Genomic DNA, 16,618 nt, shown 5'->3' with positions numbered 1-16,618 from the left:
GTGCATGGCAAAGTTACGTGTGCGTCTGTGCGGCGTTCTCGTGGCTCTCACCGGCCTCCTGGCGGCCCCGGGCGCACGGCCCGCGGCCGCCGACTCCCTTCCCGACTCCCTCTGGTTCGACGCCCAGGCGTCCGCCACCCTCACCGTCCAGGGCGGCCGCCTCACCGACGGCCTCGGCCGCGAGGTCGTGCTGCGCGGCTACAACGTCTCCGGCGAGACCAAGCTGGAGGAGAACAGCGGGCTGCCGTTCGCCTCCGTCGCCGACGCCCGGAAGTCGGCGACCGCCCTGCGCACCCTCGGCGGCGGCAACACGGTCCGCTTCCTGCTCTCCTGGGCCCACGCCGAGCCGGTGCGCGGCCAGGTCGACACGGCCTACCTGGCCGCCGTCACCGACCAGATGCGCGCGTTCCTCGACGCCGGTATCCGCGTCTACCCCGATTTCCACCAGGACCTCTACTCCCGTCACCTCTTCGACCAGGACAGTTGGTACACCGGCGACGGCGCGCCCAAGTGGGCGGTGGATGCGGGGAACTACCCCGCCGAGTCCTGCGGGATCTGCCTGTTCTGGGGTCAGAACATCACCCAGAACCAGGCGGTGACGAAGGCGTCGTACGATTTCTGGCACAACGCGTACGGGGTGCAGGACGCCTTCCTCGCCACCGCGCAGAAGACGATGACGTACATCCAGCAGCACCTGACCGAGGACGAGTTCGCGCGAGTCGTCGGGTTCGACCCCTTCAACGAGCCCTATGCGGGCACCTACGACGGCGGGCAGAGCAGCCGCACCTGGGAACGGGACGTGCTCTGGCCGTTCTACGCCAGGTTCCGCGCGCGGATGGACGCGGCAGGCTGGAAGGACAAGCCCGCCTTCGTGGAGCCCAACCTCTTCTGGAACGCCAACATCTCCACCCAGAAGCAGGAGGGCGGACTCCTCGACGCCGGCACGATCGGCCCCCGGTACATCTTCAACACGCATTTCTACGACCAGAAGGCCATCTCCGGCATCCTCATGTGGGGCAAGGCGGGCGACGGGCAGTACGCGGCGGACTTCGGCACGGTGCGCGATCGGGCCGGCGCCCTGGGCACGGCCGCGGTCGTCAGCGAGTTCGGCCACCCGCTGTCCGGTTCCGTCGCCGACAAGGCGCCGACCGTGCTGAAGGCGATGTACCAGGCGCTCGACTCCCGTGTGAAGGGCGCGAGTTGGTGGTCGGACCCGGTGGACTCCGGCCCGGTGCTCTCCGGCACGCAGTGGCAGTGGGACCTGTACAACGGCCGCCACCACGAGCTGATGAACGGCAACCCCGACAAGGTCCTCACCTCCGGCGACGCCTGGAACGACGAGGACCTCTCCGCCGTGGCACTCGACGGCTCGGGCACCCCGGTGCTGCGCCAGGACGCCCGGCTGCTGGACCGGCTCTACCCGAGCGCGACCGCCGGTACGACGGTGGCCTTCACCTACGAGGACCGCTCCCGGGACGGCTCGAGGACGCTGACCTGGAACCCGGTGCCGGGCTCGCTGCCCGACGTGGCGCGGCTGGTGGGCTCGGGTCAGTACGGCCTGCTGGTATGGCGCGCGAACGGATCGGCGTCGCCCACGGAACTGCACCTGCCGGCCTCCTTCCCGGCCGCGTCCACCACCGTGGTGTCCGACCTCGGCACCACGGCCGGGCTGCCCGCCTACACCAGGTCCACTCCGGTCGCCGTGGCGAACGAGGTCGGCGGCACGGGCAGCAAACGGCTTCTGCTGACCGCCTCCGATCCGGGCGCCGTGCACTACGCGCTGGTGACGAACGGGGCCACGGCTCCGTCCGCGTCCCTGCTGAGCGCGGCGCGGACGGAGCTCGCGGCGTGGGCTGCGAAGGAGTTCAGCTAGCGGACGGGCCGCTCCAGTCCACGGGGACGTGCGCGAGGCGCACCCGCTGCGGGTGGTCGCCGACCGGGACCGAGACCACCTTCTGGCCCGTCGCGAAGTCGATCGCGGTGACCTGGTCGGCGCCGCTCTCCGAGATGATGCAGTCCTTGCCGTCACCGCTCACCGTGGCCCAGTAGGGCTTGGAGGCGGTGACCAGCGGGCCCTCCTGGAGGGTGGCGCGGTCCACCACGGTCGCGTAGTCGTCCATCGTGCCCGCGACGCACAGCTTGGTGCCCGCCGGGTTCATCGAAATGCCGTGGTGGCGTGAGTCGTTGACCCACGTCGTACGGTCCTCGCTGGTCGCCGGGTTCTTCGGCAGGGTCTTCACCCGGGTGATCTTGTCGGCGGCCACGTCGTACTCCAGGAAGCCGTTGAAGAAGGACACCTGGAAGTAGAGCTTGGACTCGTCGGGAGTGAAGACGGCGGGCCGGACCGCGTCGGAGAAGTCCTTGAGCCCGATCGCGTCCAGCCGGTCGCGCATGTCGATGATCTTCACCTGTTTGAAGGTGGTGGCGTCCACGACCGTGATGTGGCGGTCGCCCTTCGTCCAGTCCAGGGACGGATCGTCGAGCGAGGTGTTGACGTCACCGATCGCCATGTTCCAGATGTACTTGCCGTCCTTGGTGAAGATGTTCTCGTGCGGCTTGTCACCGGTGGCGAACTCGCCCAGTTCCTTACCGGTGTCGATGTCCAGCACCTGCACCTTGTCGGCGGTGGAGGCGGAGACGGCGACCCGTGTGCCGTCGGGGGAGACCGCCATGTGGTCGGCTCGGTAACCCGCCACGGGGAAACGCCAGTTGATCTTCCCGGTGGCGAGATCGATGGAGACGACGTCCGCGAAGCTCGGCCGGGAGACGACCATCGACCTGCCGTCGGGCGTGGAGTACATGTCGTCCACGAACTGGTCGTGGCCCTCGCCGACGCTGTTGCGGATGGCCATGAAGTAGATCCACTTGATGGGATCGGCGTTGATCTCCTTCAGCCGCGCCTCCTTGTCGGGGATCACGTTGACGCGGCCGATCCGCGCGAAGTCGCCGCTGGACCTGATGACATCGGCGGTGCCGTCCCAGTTGTTGCCGACGAACATCACCTCGCGCAGCGCGGCGGCGGAGGAGTCCTGCGCGGCGGCGGCCGTCGCGGTGCCGCCCGTGGTCAGGGCGAGGGCGGCGGCGAGGGAGAAGAGGTGCCGGGATCTGAGAACAGGCATGGTGGGGTCCCTGTCTTGGGGTGGAAGTCTGAACACGCTTGGGTTCAAAGTGACTTACTGGAAAGTAAGGAAGGGTCGACCCTCTTCACAAGACTCCGCGCACGACAAAATTGAGCGACAGGCGAACGGATCATCGAACGGCGAGGGGGCGCGGGTGGCGGGCAGGCTCAAGCAGCCGACGGGCCGGTACGGCGGCAGGACGGCCGAGGAGCGGCAGGCCGAGCGACGCCGGCGGTTTCTGGAGGCCGGACTCCAGCTGTTCGGCGCCGGCCCCGGCTACCGGTCCACCACGGTGGCCGCGTTGAGCGAGGCGGCGGGGCTGTCGACACGGCAGTTCTACGAGGAGTTCCACACCCTCGAGGACGTGCTGGCCGCGTTGCACCTCCAGGTCAACGACTGGGCGGAACAAGCAGCGGCCGCCGCCCTCGCCGGGGCCGGCGACCTGCCGCTCGCCGAGCGCGCCGCCGCGGTGTTCCGGGCGTACGCGGCGAACGTCACCTCCGATCCGCGCCGGATCCGTATCGCCTTCGTCGAGATCATCGGCGTCAGCCCCCGTCTTGAGGAGCAGCGGCTCGAACGCCGCTCCCGCTGGGTGGAGTTCATCTGTGTGGAGGCTGCCCGGGCAGCCGCGCGCGGTGAGGCCGCACCGCGCGACTACCGGCTCGCGGCCACCGCGTTCATCGGCAGCGTCAACGGCCTGCTGCACGACTGGCGGGCCGGCTGGGTGGACGCGACCCTGGACGAGATCGTGGACGAACTGGTCCGCCAGCTCCTGGCCATCCTGCGCCCGCCGGGCTGGCTGCCGGCCGTCTGAGCCGGACTTCGTCGCGCTCCGCCGCAGCCGCAGGCGGCCGTGATCCGCCTACTCGTCCCAGGCCTGGAGGAGAACCTGCTCGGCGATCCTGCCGTTGCGCAGCGTGGCCATCGAGCTGGCCAGCACCCGCACGCCGTCCGGGTACTCGCAGGACTCCGTGAACGCGACGTGATCGCCCTGGACGACGCACTGGTCCAGATGATGCGTCATGTCACGGCTGTAGACGTCGCTGAGCATCTGGCTGATCTGGTCCCGGCCGTGCAGGACCTTCGGGTGGCTGGGCTGGGTGTTGCGGTCGACGACGCGTATCTCCGCGTCGTCCGCGTACAGCGACAGCAGGGCTGTCGTGTCTTCTCCTTCGATTCCCCGGCGCAGAGCCTCCGTGTCGAAGCCGGCGCCTGTCGCGGTGCCCATGGTGACCTCCTTCGACCTCCTTGGAAGGCCGCGGCCCGGCGAACGGCGGGCCGCTCGAGGGCCTCTGCTTCGAGCCTCCCCCCGGCGCGCGGCACCGGCAAACGCGCCGGGGCCGGTGCGCCTCTCGGGTGAGCGGCGCCTGGGGCCCGTGACCGGGCGTCGCCGGGTGCCGTTGCTGAAGGCATGATCTCAAAACGACGCATCGTCGCCGCGGTCGGTCTCGCCGTGGGCGCAGCCGGTCTCGGCACGCCGCCGGCCACCGCGGCGGCCGCAGGCACCCCGGACGCCGGCAGGCTCAACCCGGTCACCGTGCTCGACTCACTGGCCCGCAGCGGGGTCCCCGCGGAGCACCGGAACGAGATCCCGCGGCTGTCCGGCCAACTGGCGGGCCTGAACCACCTGCACGACGTCAACCAGCTCCACCAGGCCACCGATCTGGTCGCACCCGCCGCGGGGCTGCTCCCGGCCGTCCAGTAGCGCGGCGACGCGCAGGGGCCCCCGGTCGTCGACGGCCGGGGGCCTTGACATTCCCCGGGGTCCGCCGGAGCATCGCGGTGCTCAGTGAATTCAATTTCACTAGACGAACAAAGGAAGTCGTCGTGCCCGTCTCCCGCGAACTGCTCATCGGCGGCAAGGACGTGCCCGCCGCGTCCGGCCGCACCACGGTCGACGTCAACCCCTACACCGGTGATGTGTACGCCACGGTGGCGGCCGCCGGGCCGGAGGACGTCCGGCGCGCGGTGGACGCGGCGGACGCGGCCTTCCCCGCCTGGGCGGCCCTGGCCCCCTTCGTCCGTCGCGCGATCTTCCTCAAGGCGGCCGACCTGCTGGACGCCCGTGGCGAACAGGTGGCCGAGATCATGGCGCACGAGGCGGGCGGCACCCGGCCCTGGGCCTACTTCAACGTGGCCCTCGCCGCGAACATCCTGCGCGAGGCGGCGGCCGCGATCACCGCCCCACGCGGTGAGGTCCTCAGCGCCCAGGAGGCGGGCACGCTCGGACTCGCGGTGCGCGAACCGCTCGGCGTGGTGGCGGCGTTCGCCCCGTGGAACGCGCCGGTCATCCTCGGCGTGCGGGCGGTCGCGGCGCCGCTCGCCGCGGGCAACACGGTGGTCGTCAAGCCCAGCGAGGACGCGCCGATCGCCTGCGGGCTGCTGGTCTCGGACGTGCTGCGCGAGGCCGGACTGCCGGACGGCGTGCTGAACGTGGTCACCAACGCCCGCGAGGACGCGGCCGAGATCGCCGAGGCGCTGATCGGCGACGAACGGGTGCGGGCCGTCAACTTCACCGGCTCGACGGGAGTGGGCCGGATCATCGGTGAACTGGCCGCACGTCACCTCAAGCCCGCCGTGCTGGAGCTGGGCGGCAAGAACGCGGTCATCGTGCTGGACGACGCCGACGTGGACTACGCCGTCGACGCGGTCACCTTCAGCGTGTTCATGAACGCCGGGCAGATCTGCATGTCCGGCGACCGGGTCCTCGTCCACGAGTCCCTCGCCGAGGAGTTCACGGAGAAGTTCACGGCCAAGGTGGCCTCGTTGCGGGCGGGTGATCCGGCACATCCGCACACCGTGGTCGGGCCGCTGGTCAGTCCGTCGGCCGCGCAGCGGGTGGCCGGCCTGGTGCGGGACGCGGTGGCCAAGGGGGCCGAGGTCCTCGTCGGAGGGCAGCCCGAGGGCGCGGTGCACCCGGCGACCGTCCTCACCGGCGTGACGAAGGATGCGGAGCTGTACCACGCCGAGTCGTTCGGCCCGGTGTGCGTGCTGCAGACATTCGCCGACGACGACACCGCCGCCGACCTCGCCAACGACACCGAGAACGGGCTGACCTGCGGCATCATCACCGAGAACGCCACCCACGGGCTTGCCGTCGCGCGCCGGGTGCGCACCGGCATCGTGCACGTCAACGACCAGTCGGTGGCCGACGAACCGCACGCGCCCTTCGGTGGAGTGAAGGCCTCCGGTTACGGCCGCTTCGGCGGGCGCTGGGGCATCGAGGCGTTCTCCAACACCCGCTGGGTCACCATCGCCACCCAGCACGCCCACTACCCCTTCTGACCTCGCTCACCGTCGCCCGTGCCTGCCCCCGGCCTGCGCAGCGCGCCGGGGGCAGGCCCATGTCCTCGGGCGAACGGCTGAATCCCGGCCTTGATCTCCGCGGCTTTTAAGGCAGTCGCTTGACTGGATTCCAGGGGCGGGATTGCCTGACGACGCGGGGGCCACCGGATCGGAGGAGAAGCCGTGACCGTTCCCCAGGAGCCGCTGAACTATCCGCTGCCGAGCGACAGCGCGCTGGAGCCGCCCGCCGAATGGGCCGCGCTGCGGCGTGAGTGCCCCGTCGCCCGGGTGACGCTGCCCAGCGGTGACGAGGCATCGCTGCTCACCCGCTACGAGGACGTCAAACAGGTCCTGTCCGACGAGCGGTTCACCCGCCGGCTGGACGCCGATGACGCGGCCCGGATCACGGCCACCGAGTCGGGCGGCGTGTTCAGCAACGAGATGGCACTGGCGATCCCGCAGCGCGGCGAGGCGCACCGGCGCTGGCGCCGGATGGTGACCAAGTGGTTCACCGCCAAGCGCATGGCCGCACTGCGCCCGGGCATCGAGGCGATGGCCGACCGGCTCGTCGACGCCATGGTCGAGCGCGGGCAGCCCGCGGACCTCAAGGCGAGCCTCGCCTTCCCGCTGCCGGTGTGGGTGATCTGCGACATGCTCGGCGTCCCCGACTCGGACCGGGACCGGTTCTCGTACTGGTCCGATGCCCTGCTCAACCTCACCCGCTACACCCAGGAGGAGGTCGACGAGGCGGAGGCCGAGTTCAACGCCTACATGACCGGGCACCTCGCCGCCAAGCGGGCCGCGCCCGGGGGCGACCCGCTCGGCGAACTCATCGTCGCCACCGGACCCGGCGGCTACCGGATGTCCGACCGGGAACTGGTCGCCACCGGCAGGGGCCTGCTGGTCGCCGGGCACGAGACCACCGCCAACATGATCGGGAAGATGGTGGCCATGCTGCTGTCCGACCGGAGCCGCTGGGAGCGGCTGCTGGCGGACCGCTCGCTGGTGCGCTCAGCGGTGGAGGAGGCGCTGCGGTTCGACGCCAACGCCGGGATCGGCATGCCGCGCTACATCGGAGAGGAGGTCGAGGTCGGCGGCACCCTCCTACCGCGTGGCACGACCGTGATGTGCAGCATGGCCGCCGCCAACCGGGACGAGACCGCCTTCGAGGACGCCGGTGACATGGCACTCGACCGCAGCCCCAATCCGCATCTGGCCTTCGGCGTCGGCCCGTACTCCTGCCTGGGTCAGGCCCTGGCCCGCACCGAACTGCAGACCGTCCTCGACGTGCTGCTGCGTAGGCTTCCCAGTCTGGACCTCGCCGTTCCGGCCGAGGACCTGCGGCGGCTCGAGGGACTGGTCGTCGGAGGGCTGAGCGAAGTCCCGGTACGGTGGTGATCATGGCCGGCAGAGCGATACGGGCAGAGCAGGTGAGCGCCACCCGGACGCTGATCCTGACCGTGGCGGAGCGGCTGTTCGCCGAACGCGGGGTCCACGCCGTGTCCAACCGTCAGGTCAGCGAGGCCGCCGGCCAGGGCAACAACACCGCCGTCGGCTACCACTTCGGCACCAAGGCCGACCTGGTGCGCGCGATCGTACGGCGGCACGCCGACCGCATCGAGGAGATCCGCGTGCGGCTGCTGCACGGGACGCGCGGTTCCACAGACGTACGGGACTGGGTGTCCTGCCTTGTGCGTCCCATGGCCGAGCACCTGGCGGCGCTGGGCAGTCCCACCTGGTTCGCGCGGTTCTGCGCCCAGGTGATGACCGACCCGGCCATGCGCGCCATCGTGATCGAGGAGTCCCTGACGTCTCCGTCGCTGCGCGAGGTGCTCGACGGCCTGGACCGCTGCCTTCCCCACCTCCCTCCGGAGATCCGTGCCGAACGTGGCGACATGACCCGCGAGTTGATCCTGCACATGCCCGCCGAACGGGAGCGCGCCCTCGCCGACGGCATGCCCACCTCGCGGGCCACCTGGCACGACGCCGCCACCGGCCTGATCGACGCGATCGTCGGCCTGTGGCTGGCACCCGTGACCCGCGACGGGTGACGACGGCCGATCACGCCCTCGGCACGCCCGGTGCGGTGGCGACCACCCACCGAGCACCACGACGCGCACACGGCCGCGCTCACCACAAGCCCGGCCGTCGGGCCAGGACGGCTTCGCACGGTGTGTCAGCGGTGCCCCTCGCAGTCCCCGTGGTGGTGGTGCTCGCAGCAGATGTCGGGTCCGGGCGACGGGCGGTCGTCCTGAGGGACGTCAGCCGCTCCGGCCCGGGCCAGGCACTCCGCCCGCTGGGCCGTCTCGACCATCGTGTGGCTGTCCGACGCGGCGTTGGCCAGGCTCGCGCAGCACACCGTCAGCAGCAGGGCGCCCGCGACGAACGGCAGGGTCCGTCGTGGGGGAGGCGGCGCCAGCAACGCCCGTACGCGCTGGGGTACCGCGCCCCCGGTCGCGGAGAGCACCGCCGGGCGCGAGGCACCGGTGGACGCCAGGGCCGCCCGTCCCACCGCGCGGGCGACGACCGTACGGCTGCCGATCCGAGCCGCGGCCTCCTCGTCGGCCCACCGCTCCAGCACGAAGCCGCCCGCGTCGGCCAGTGGGCGCAGCAGCGGATTCACGGCCGCGGCGAGCCGCCACACGGTCTGGAACAGATGGTGCCTGCCGCGCAGATGGGCCCGCTCGTGCGCCAGCAGGGCCTCCCGTTCGCCGTCGCCCAGGCAGCGGAGCATGCCCCGGGACACCACGATCCGCCCCGGCGTGCCCGGCAGCGCGAAGGCCTGCGGCACGTCGTCGTCGAGCACGGCCAGTTCCGTGTGGCCGGGCAGCCGCGCGCACTCCCGCCGGGCCCATACGAGGTGGCGGGCCTGCCGTAGGGCGGCGACGGCCAGCGACACCACACCCGCGACCAGGGCGAGCGCGCCGACCGCCGCGACGGCCAGCGACACCGGGTCCTCGGCGCGCAGCGCGGACACCGACCAGCGGCCCTCCTCGGCGACCTCGGGGATCTGGGCGAGGCCGGTGAACGCCAGCAGGGCCAGCGACCCCATCCAGCCCGCCGCCGTCACCAGCGCCGCGCACGCCAGCGCCCAAGCGGCCGGGCGCGGCGCGAGGGTGCGGGCCGGCCGCGGCGCGAGCACCGTGAGCGCGACGGTGACCAGGAACGGTACGTAGACACTGATCAGCACCGGCTCAGCGCCCCTCGGGATGGGGTCCGTCGTGTCCGGCGAGCAGCCGCTGCAGCAACTGCTCGTCCTCCCCGGACAGTTCGGAGACGAACCGGGTCAGCACCGCCTCGCGGTCGGCGCCGCCCTCCAGCAGGGTGTGCATCCGTTCGGCGGTGTGGGACGCCTCGTCCCGGGCCGGTGCGTAGGCATAGCCGCGGCCCTCGCGGTGCCGCACGAGCATGCCCTTGTCGTACAGCCGGGACAGGATCGTCAGCACGGTCGTGTACGCCAGGTCGCCCGGCAGCCGCTCGCGGACCTCACGTGCGGTCAGCGGACCGTCGGCCGCCCAGAGCGCGGCGAGCACACCGCTCTCCAGCTCTCCGCGCGCCCGCCTGCCGGATGCCCCGTCGGACTCCCGGTTCCTCCGGTCGTGCACCGTGGTCCACCTCCCCTTTCCGCTCGGCCCACAGACTACCCGGCGAGCTCCTACTATCTGTAGGAAGTATGCTCCGGGCTTCGAGACGTGAACTACTACATGTTGTAGAGTTCCGCCGCTCCCCTCATGTGCGGAGGAAAGCCCATGCCCCACCCCGGACGTACGGTCCCCTGGCCCGCGCTCGCGGGCGCCGTTCCGCGCCCCAGAGCGGCGACGGAGCCCGCGGGGCGGGTCGCGATCGTCTCCGCGAGCGTCGGCGCCGGTCACGACGGTGCCGCCGCCGAACTCGCCCACCGCCTCACGGCGCACGGGATCCCGGTCGACCGGTTCGACCTGCTGGACCTGCTGCCCGCGGGGCTCGGCCGTGCCGTGCAGGAGGGCTACCACCGGATGCTCGTCCGGGCTCCCTGGGCCTATCAGCGGATCTACTCCAGCACCGAGCGCGCCGGAGGCGGCGGCCCCGCGGCCCGGGCGCTGCTGCGTGCCGCCGAGGACCGGGTGCTGCGCGCCCTGCCGCCGGGCACCGGAGCGGTCGTCTCCACCTACCCGGGGGCCAGCCGGGTCCTGGGCGGCCTCCGCCTCGACGGCCGGCTGAGCGTCCCGGTGCTGACGTATCTGACCGACTTCTCGGTGCATCCGCTGTGGGTGGCGGACGGCGTCGACATCCACCTCGCCGCGCACGCCGTACCCGCCGCCCAGGCGCGCACCGTCGGGGCCCGGGACGTCCGCGTGTGCGGACCGGTGGTCGACCCGCGGTTCCGGATGTGCGGCACGGGGGAGCGGAGCCGGGCCCGGGCGCGCTTCGGGCTCCCGGAGCGCGCCCCGCTGGCCCTGCTCGTCGCCGGGTCCTGGGGCGTCGGCCCGGTCCGCCAGGTGGCCCGGGAACTGCGCGACTGCGGCGCGGCTGTCCCGGTCGTGGTCTGCGGCCGCAACGAGGCCCTGGCCCGGCAGTTGCGCGCGGACGGTATCGAGCACGCGTACGGCTGGGTCGACGACATGCCCGGTCTGATGCACGCCGCCGACGTCCTGGTGCAGAACGCCGGCGGTCTCACCTCGCTGGAGGCGTTCGCCGCGGGCCTGCCCGTCGCCAGCTACCGCTGCATACCGGGCCACGGGCCGGCCAACGCCGCCGCCCTCGACGAGGCCGGCGTCGCCGTCTGGATCCGCGACCCGGCCGACCTCAAGGCCGTGCTGTGCGACCTGATCGACGGCCCGCTGGGCCGGCGGCAGAGCGCGGCGGGCCTCGCCTTGTTCGCCACGGCCCCCGACGCAGGCCCCGCGGCCGAGATAGCACGCGTCCACCGCTTGGGAGTGCGGCACCGCGCCCCGCACCCCGTCGCCGGACGGCGGCGCCGGCTCGCCACGACCGCCGCCGTGGCGTGCGCCGTGTGGGCCTGCGCCGTCGGAACCGGGATCGCGACGACGTACGACGGCCCGCGGCTGATGCGCGCCATCAGCCATGGCCTGGACCTCGACGACCTCGCCCCGGGCCACGGCCCCCGACCGGAAAGCCACCACTCGTGATCCCCGCACGCCCGATCCGTACCGCGGCTCTGGCCGCCCTGCCCGCCCTCGCCGCCGTGCACGCCGCGCCCGTCCTCTCCACGTTCGGACCGCTGCGCAACCGTGTCATGCCCCGTCTGGCGGGCCGGGGCCGCCCCGACCACGTCGCCCTCACCTTCGACGACGGACCCGACCCCGTCTCCACCCCGCTCTTCCTGCGGCTGCTGGCCGACCGCGGGCTGCACGCCACCTTCTTCCTGCTCGGCAGCCAGGCGGAGCGCGCTCCCGGCCTGGTGCGCGAGATCGCCGAGGCGGGCCATGAGATCGGCGTCCACGGCCGGCTGCACCGGCCGCTGCTGCTGCGTGGTCCACGCGCCACCCACGACGACCTCGCCCGCGCCCGCGACCTCGTCACGGACCTCACCGGACGCCGGCCCCGGCTCTTCCGGCCGCCGTACGGGGTCATGTCGGCCGCCGCCCATCTGGCCGCCCGCCGCCTCGGCCTGACCCCGGTGCTGTGGACCTGCTGGGGCGAGGACTGGACCGCGCGCGCCACACCCGAGTCCGTGTACGCGACGGTCACGGCCGATCTGGACGGCGGCGGTACGATCCTGCTCCACGACTCCGACTGCACCTCGGCGCCGGGAGCGTGGCGCTCGGCGCTCGGCGCCCTGCCCCGCATCCTGGACACCTGCGAACAGCGGGGGCTCGCCGTCGGCCCCCTGCGGGAGCACGGGCGGCACGGGACGGGAAGTTACTTGAGTTAGGCAACGACAAGCTAAACTCCGGGGTATGCCCCCTTCACAGCCCCCTCCCTCCCCGCCTCCCCGGAAGTGATCGAGATCGAGCGCGCGCTCAACCGCATCACCTATCTGAGCACGCGCGCCCGGCAGCACGACCGTCTGATGGCCCTGGCCGGTGTGCCCCTCGACCGCGCCGCGGTCGCGCTGCTGCGGCAGATCGCCGACTCCGAGCCACTGCGTCCGGGGGAGCTGGCCAACCGGCTCGGAGTCGAGGCCTCCCACGTGACCCGGCAGGTGCAGCACCTGCAGAAGACCGGCTACGTCAGGCGGGTGCCCGACCCCGACGACCGCCGCGCCCAGCGCATCGAGCTCACGTCCCAGGGCCAGGAGGCCATCGACCGTATCCGCGCCGCGGGCGTCCGGGGCATGCAGGCGGCCCTCGCCGCCTGGTCGCCCGACGAGCTGAGGCAGCTGGCCACGCTGTTCCACCGCATGGTCGACGACTTCCTGGCCGCCGCTGACGAGTCCTTTCAGGAGATCGTCGAGACCGCGCGCCCCTCGTCCCCCTGACCCGGCGCGTCAGCCGGCGGTGGCGAGGAACTGGGTCGCCGCCAGTTCGGCGTAGAGCGGGTCCGCAGCGACCAGTTCCCGATGGGTGCCGACCGCGCGGACCCGGCCCGCGTCCATGACCACGATCCGGTCGGCCATCGTCACCGTGGACAACCGGTGCGCCACCACCAGCACCGTCGTGGTCCGCGCCACGTCCGCGACCGTGTCCCGCAGCGCCGCCTCGTTCACCGCGTCGAGCTGCGACGTCGCCTCGTCGAGCAGCAGCAGCCGCGGACGGCGCAGCAGTGCCCGGGCGATCGCCACCCGCTGGCGTTCGCCGCCGGACAGCTTGGTCCCGCGGTGCCCGACCAGGGTCTGCAGACCACGCGGAAGCCGCTCCACCAGCGCCTCGAGCCGTGTCGTCCTCAGCACCCGCTCCAGGTCGGCGTCGTCGGCCTCCGGGTTGCCGAGCAGCAGGTTGTCGCGCAGCGAACCGGGCAGCACCGGCGCGTCCTGCTCCACATAGCCATCGCCGCCCGCAGCTCGCACATGCCGAGCAGCGCCTTGGTGATGGGCCGGTCGTGCGACAGGCCGCCGATCAGCCCGCGGGCCACCAGCGGCAGCAGCAGCCCGGTGGCCTCGGTGACCAGCTCGAGGAGCGCGCCCGCGAGCAGCGCCCACCGGTGCGGTCGTACGTATCCGAGGAGCAGCCGCCAGGCGGGCGGCACGGGCTCGGCAGGAACTTCCGTCTCAGCGATGCTCACGGCTTTTCCTTGTGGCGTGGGGGCGTTCAGCCTAGGGGGGCAGTGACCTGCGGGCGCCGTTCCACGGGTCCGCCGCCCGGTCGATCTGACTTCCGCCGCGCGGAACACGTGCGGAAGACGTGCTCTCCGCGCAAGGATCATGTGTGTGGGCCGCAGCGGCCCGCAACGGGCGCGCACGACGCCCGCACCACCGACGGAAGGCAGCAGCACCATGGCGCAGGAAGTACGCGGCGTGATCGCCCCTGGCAAGGACGAGCCGGTGCGGGTCGAGACGATCGTCGTACCGGACCCGGGTCCTGGTGAGGCGGTGGTGAAGGTCCAGGCGTGCGGGGTGTGCCACACCGACCTGCACTACAAGCAGGGCGGCATCAGTGACGACTTCCCGTTCCTGCTCGGCCACGAGGCCGCCGGGATCGTCGAGTCGGTCGGCGACGGCGTCACCGAGGTCGCCCCCGGCGACTTCGTCGTCCTCAACTGGCGGGCGGTGTGCGGGAAGTGCCGCGCGTGTCTGCGCGGCCGCCCCTGGTACTGCTTCGACACCCACAACGCCGAGCAGAAGATGACGCTCGCCTCCACCGGGCAGGAGCTCTCCCCGGCCCTCGGTATCGGCGCCTTCGCGGAGAAGACGCTGGTTGCGGCCGGACAGTGCACCAAGGTCGACCCGTCCGTCTCCCCGGCCGTGGCGGGCCTCCTCGGCTGCGGGGTGATGGCCGGCATCGGGGCCGCCATCAACACCGGAGGAGTCGGCCGGGGGGACTCGGTCGCGGTCATCGGCTGCGGCGGTGTCGGTGACGCGGCGATCGCCGGATCGTACCTGGCGGGCGCCGCGAAGATCATCGCCGTGGACATCGACGACCGCAAGCTCACCACCGCCAGGGAACTGGGGGCGACCCACACCGTCAACTCCGGGGAGAACGACCCCGTGGAGGCGATCCGCGAGCTCACCGGCGGCTTCGGCGCCGACGTCGTCATCGAGGCGGTCGGCCGCCCGGAGACGTACCAGCAGGCCTTCTACGCCCGCGACCTGGCCGGCACGGTCGTCCTCGTCGGCGTCCCGACCCCCGAGATGAAGCTCGAACTGCCGCTGCTCGACGTCTTCGGGCGCGGCGGCGCCCTGAAGTCCTCCTGGTACGGCGACTGCCTGCCCAGCCGTGACTTCCCGATGCTGATCGACCTGCACCTGCAGGGACGGCTGCCGCTGGAGAAGTTCGTGACCGAGACCATCGCCCTCGACGAGATCGAGAAGGCCTTCGAGCGGATGCACCACGGCGACGTGCTGCGCTCGGTGGTGATGCTGTGATGACCGCCCGCATCGACCGCCTCGTCACCTCCGGCACCTTCTCCCTGGACGGCGGCACCTGGGACGTCGACAACAACGTGTGGATCGTGGGCGACGACCACGAGGCGGTCGTCATCGACGCCGCGCACGACGCCGACGCGATCGCCGAGGCCGTCGGCGACCGGCGGCTCACCGCCATCGTGTGCACCCACGCCCACAACGACCACATCGACGCCGCCCCCGCCCTCGCCGAGCTGACCGGCGCGCAGATCTGGCTCCACCCCGACGACCTGCCGCTGTGGAAGCTCACCCACCCCCACCGCCTGCCCGACCACTGGCTGGCCGACGGCCAGGTCATCGAGACGGCCGGCATCGACCTCACCGTCCTGCACACCCCCGGCCACGCACCCGGCGCGGTCTGCCTCTACGACGCGGGCCTCCGCACCGTCTTCACCGGCGACACCCTCTTCCAGGGCGGCCCCGGGGCGACCGGACGCTCCTACTCCCACTTCCCGACGATCATCGACTCGATCCGTGACCGGCTGCTGACGCTCCCGCCCGACACCGTGGTCCGCACGGGACACGGCGAAACGACGACCATCGGCGACGAGGCGCCCCACCTCGAGGAGTGGATCGCCCGCGGCCACTGAGCCGGCCACACCCCGGCACGAAGCGCACGCGAAAAGGCGACAGGAGATGTCCGGCTTCCGCGAGACCGTCGACGCGCAACGGTCCAACGAACGCGGAGGTCGGACATGCCGGGACCACTGGAGGGCAAGGTCGCACTCGTCGCCGGGGCGACGCGGAGCGCGGGGCGGGGCATCGCCGTGGAACTCGGCGCGGCCGGGGCCACGGTCTACGCCACCGGGCGCAGCACCCGCCTGCGGCGCTCCGAGTACGACCGGCCCGAGACCATCGAGGACACCGCCGACCTGGTGACCGCGGCCGGCGGGTACGGCATCGCCGTACCCACCGACCACCTCGTCCCCGCCCAGGTGCGCGCCCTGGTGGACCGCATCGACCGCGAACACGGGCGCCTCGACATCCTCGTGAACGACATCTGGGGCGCCGAGAAGCTGTTCGAGTGGGACACCCCCGTGTGGGAACACGACCTCGACAAGGGACTGCACCTGCTGCGGCTCGCCCTCGACACCCATGCCATCACCAGCCACCATGCGCTGACCCTGCTGCTGCGCACCTCCGGCGGCCTGGTCGTGGAGATGACCGACGGAACCGCCGAGTACAACCGCGACACCTATCGGGTCTCCTTCTTCTACGACATCGCGAAGGCGGCCGTGCTGCGCATGGCGTTCGCCCTCGGCCACGAACTCGGGCCACGCGGCGCCACCGCGGTCGCCCTGACCCCCGGCTGGCTGCGCTCGGAGTTCATGCTCGAGCTGTACGGGGTGACCGAGGACAACTGGCGCGACGCCCTCGCGCGCGAACCCCACTTCTGCATCTCCGAGAGCCCGTACTACGTCGGCCGCGCCGTCGCCGCGCTGGCCGCCGACCCGGACGTCTCCCGCTGGAACGGCGCGTCGCTCTCCAGTGGGCGGCTCGCCCAGGTCTACGGCTTCACCGACCGGGACGGCAGCCGCCCCGACGCCTGGCGCTACCTCGTGGAGGTGCAGGACGCGGGCAGGCCGGCGGACGCGACGGGGTACCGCTGACCCGGCGGCCGCCGTGCGGCGGGGCTGAACGGCGCCCAGGATGGGCAGGGAACACGTCGTCCTGGGCGACGGCGCCACCCGGAGGCGACGACGGTCGGCTC

17 protein-coding genes and 1 pseudogene are annotated in these 16,618 nt (G+C 72.3%); 12 read left to right on the top strand and 6 right to left on the bottom strand.

All coding sequences use genetic code 11. The features are described from left to right. Window positions 1-4: 4 nt before the first annotated feature. The gene (locus tag ACFYZE_RS18770; RefSeq protein ID WP_388994821.1) at window positions 5-1,873 is read left to right on the top strand and encodes a cellulase family glycosylhydrolase; all 1,869 of its coding nucleotides are present in this window, start codon (window positions 5-7) and stop codon (window positions 1,871-1,873) included. On the opposite strand, the gene ACFYZE_RS18765 is transcribed toward ACFYZE_RS18770, so the two are convergent. Continuing rightward, window positions 1,866-3,119, bottom strand: a complete 1,254-nt coding sequence (locus ACFYZE_RS18765) for a YncE family protein (RefSeq protein ID WP_388994818.1) — start codon at window positions 3,117-3,119, stop codon at window positions 1,866-1,868. The two genes, ACFYZE_RS18770 and ACFYZE_RS18765, sit on opposite strands and share 8 nt — an antisense overlap. A gap of 154 nt (window positions 3,120-3,273) precedes the next feature. Here ACFYZE_RS18765 and ACFYZE_RS18760 point away from each other — a divergent pair, with 154 nt between their 5' ends. Further along, window positions 3,274-3,933 carry a TetR/AcrR family transcriptional regulator gene (locus tag ACFYZE_RS18760; protein ID WP_388994815.1) on the top strand — a complete coding sequence of 220 codons (660 nt, stop codon included), beginning with the start codon at window positions 3,274-3,276 and terminating at the stop codon, window positions 3,931-3,933. Window positions 3,934-3,981: 48 nt separating this feature from the next. Here the strand turns inward: ACFYZE_RS18760 and ACFYZE_RS18755 are convergent, their stop codons facing one another. Next, entirely contained in the window at window positions 3,982-4,347 is a 366-nt protein-coding gene (locus ACFYZE_RS18755) for a nuclear transport factor 2 family protein (RefSeq protein ID WP_388994812.1), read from the bottom strand. 183 nt (window positions 4,348-4,530) lie between these two features. On the opposite strand from ACFYZE_RS18755, the gene ACFYZE_RS18750 reads away from it, so the two are divergent. The 4 genes from ACFYZE_RS18750 (at window position 4,531) to ACFYZE_RS18735 (ending at window position 8,455) form a co-directional block, all read left to right on the top strand. Beyond that, window positions 4,531-4,824: a hypothetical protein gene (locus ACFYZE_RS18750; protein WP_388994810.1), complete on the top strand. Its 294-nt coding sequence runs from the start codon at window positions 4,531-4,533 to the stop codon at window positions 4,822-4,824. Between the two features lie 122 nt (window positions 4,825-4,946). Beyond that, window positions 4,947-6,404, top strand: coding sequence for an aldehyde dehydrogenase family protein (locus ACFYZE_RS18745; protein WP_388994807.1), 1,458 nt, complete (start codon window positions 4,947-4,949; stop codon window positions 6,402-6,404). 183 nt (window positions 6,405-6,587) lie between these two features. Next, window positions 6,588-7,802, top strand: a complete 1,215-nt coding sequence (locus ACFYZE_RS18740; RefSeq protein WP_388994804.1) for a cytochrome P450 — start codon at window positions 6,588-6,590, stop codon at window positions 7,800-7,802. Between the two features lie 2 nt (window positions 7,803-7,804). Beyond that, entirely contained in the window at window positions 7,805-8,455 is a 651-nt protein-coding gene (locus ACFYZE_RS18735; protein WP_388994801.1) for a TetR family transcriptional regulator, read from the top strand. A gap of 125 nt (window positions 8,456-8,580) precedes the next feature. On the opposite strand, the gene ACFYZE_RS18730 is transcribed toward ACFYZE_RS18735, so the two are convergent. Together ACFYZE_RS18730 and ACFYZE_RS18725 are read right to left on the bottom strand one after the other, a co-directional pair. Further along, complete coding sequence (locus tag ACFYZE_RS18730; RefSeq protein WP_388994798.1) at window positions 8,581-9,594, bottom strand: M56 family metallopeptidase; 1,014 nt, start codon at window positions 9,592-9,594, stop codon at window positions 8,581-8,583. 4 nt (window positions 9,595-9,598) lie between these two features. After that, window positions 9,599-10,009, bottom strand: a complete 411-nt coding sequence (locus tag ACFYZE_RS18725) for a BlaI/MecI/CopY family transcriptional regulator (RefSeq protein WP_388994795.1) — start codon at window positions 10,007-10,009, stop codon at window positions 9,599-9,601. A 144-nt stretch (window positions 10,010-10,153) separates the two neighbouring features. On the opposite strand from ACFYZE_RS18725, the gene ACFYZE_RS18720 reads away from it, so the two are divergent. From ACFYZE_RS18720 to ACFYZE_RS18710, 3 genes are all read left to right on the top strand, one after another. Beyond that, window positions 10,154-11,533: a glycosyltransferase gene (locus tag ACFYZE_RS18720; protein WP_388994792.1), complete on the top strand. Its 1,380-nt coding sequence runs from the start codon at window positions 10,154-10,156 to the stop codon at window positions 11,531-11,533. Further along, on the top strand, window positions 11,530-12,279 hold the full coding sequence (locus ACFYZE_RS18715; RefSeq protein ID WP_388994789.1) for a polysaccharide deacetylase family protein: 750 nt from the start codon (window positions 11,530-11,532) through the stop codon (window positions 12,277-12,279). The genes ACFYZE_RS18720 and ACFYZE_RS18715 overlap by 4 nt, the downstream gene beginning before the upstream one ends. A 66-nt stretch (window positions 12,280-12,345) precedes the next feature. Further along, window positions 12,346-12,825 carry a MarR family winged helix-turn-helix transcriptional regulator gene (locus tag ACFYZE_RS18710; RefSeq protein WP_388994786.1) on the top strand — a complete coding sequence of 160 codons (480 nt, stop codon included), beginning with the start codon at window positions 12,346-12,348 and terminating at the stop codon, window positions 12,823-12,825. 9 nt (window positions 12,826-12,834) lie between these two features. On the opposite strand, the pseudogene ACFYZE_RS18705 reads toward ACFYZE_RS18710, so the two are convergent. Both ACFYZE_RS18705 and ACFYZE_RS18700 read right to left on the bottom strand, forming a co-directional pair. After that, window positions 12,835-13,332, bottom strand: a pseudogene (locus ACFYZE_RS18705) (ATP-binding cassette domain-containing protein); the annotation flags it as partial. Next, entirely contained in the window at window positions 13,230-13,568 is a 339-nt protein-coding gene (locus ACFYZE_RS18700) for a hypothetical protein (RefSeq protein WP_388994783.1), read from the bottom strand. The gene ACFYZE_RS18700 and the pseudogene ACFYZE_RS18705, both read right to left, overlap by 103 nt. A 211-nt stretch (window positions 13,569-13,779) precedes the next feature. On the opposite strand from ACFYZE_RS18700, the gene ACFYZE_RS18695 reads away from it, so the two are divergent. The 3 genes from ACFYZE_RS18695 (at window position 13,780) to ACFYZE_RS18685 (ending at window position 16,517) form a co-directional block, all read left to right on the top strand. Next, a complete protein-coding gene (locus tag ACFYZE_RS18695) occupies window positions 13,780-14,868 on the top strand; it encodes an S-(hydroxymethyl)mycothiol dehydrogenase (protein WP_388994780.1) in 1,089 nt (362 codons plus the stop codon). Continuing rightward, complete coding sequence (locus ACFYZE_RS18690) at window positions 14,868-15,497, top strand: MBL fold metallo-hydrolase (protein ID WP_388994777.1); 630 nt, start codon at window positions 14,868-14,870, stop codon at window positions 15,495-15,497. The genes ACFYZE_RS18695 and ACFYZE_RS18690 overlap by 1 nt, the downstream gene beginning before the upstream one ends. Window positions 15,498-15,602: 105 nt before the next feature. Then, complete coding sequence (locus tag ACFYZE_RS18685) at window positions 15,603-16,517, top strand: SDR family oxidoreductase (RefSeq protein WP_388994774.1); 915 nt, start codon at window positions 15,603-15,605, stop codon at window positions 16,515-16,517. Window positions 16,518-16,618: the final 101 nt, after the last annotated feature.

This window comes from Streptomyces sp. NPDC001796 (assembly GCF_042892355.1).
Classification (GTDB): Bacteria; Actinomycetota; Actinomycetes; order Streptomycetales; family Streptomycetaceae; genus Streptomyces.
Note: the sequence above shows the minus strand (reverse complement) of the source record. Positions and strands in the feature narration are given on the sequence as shown.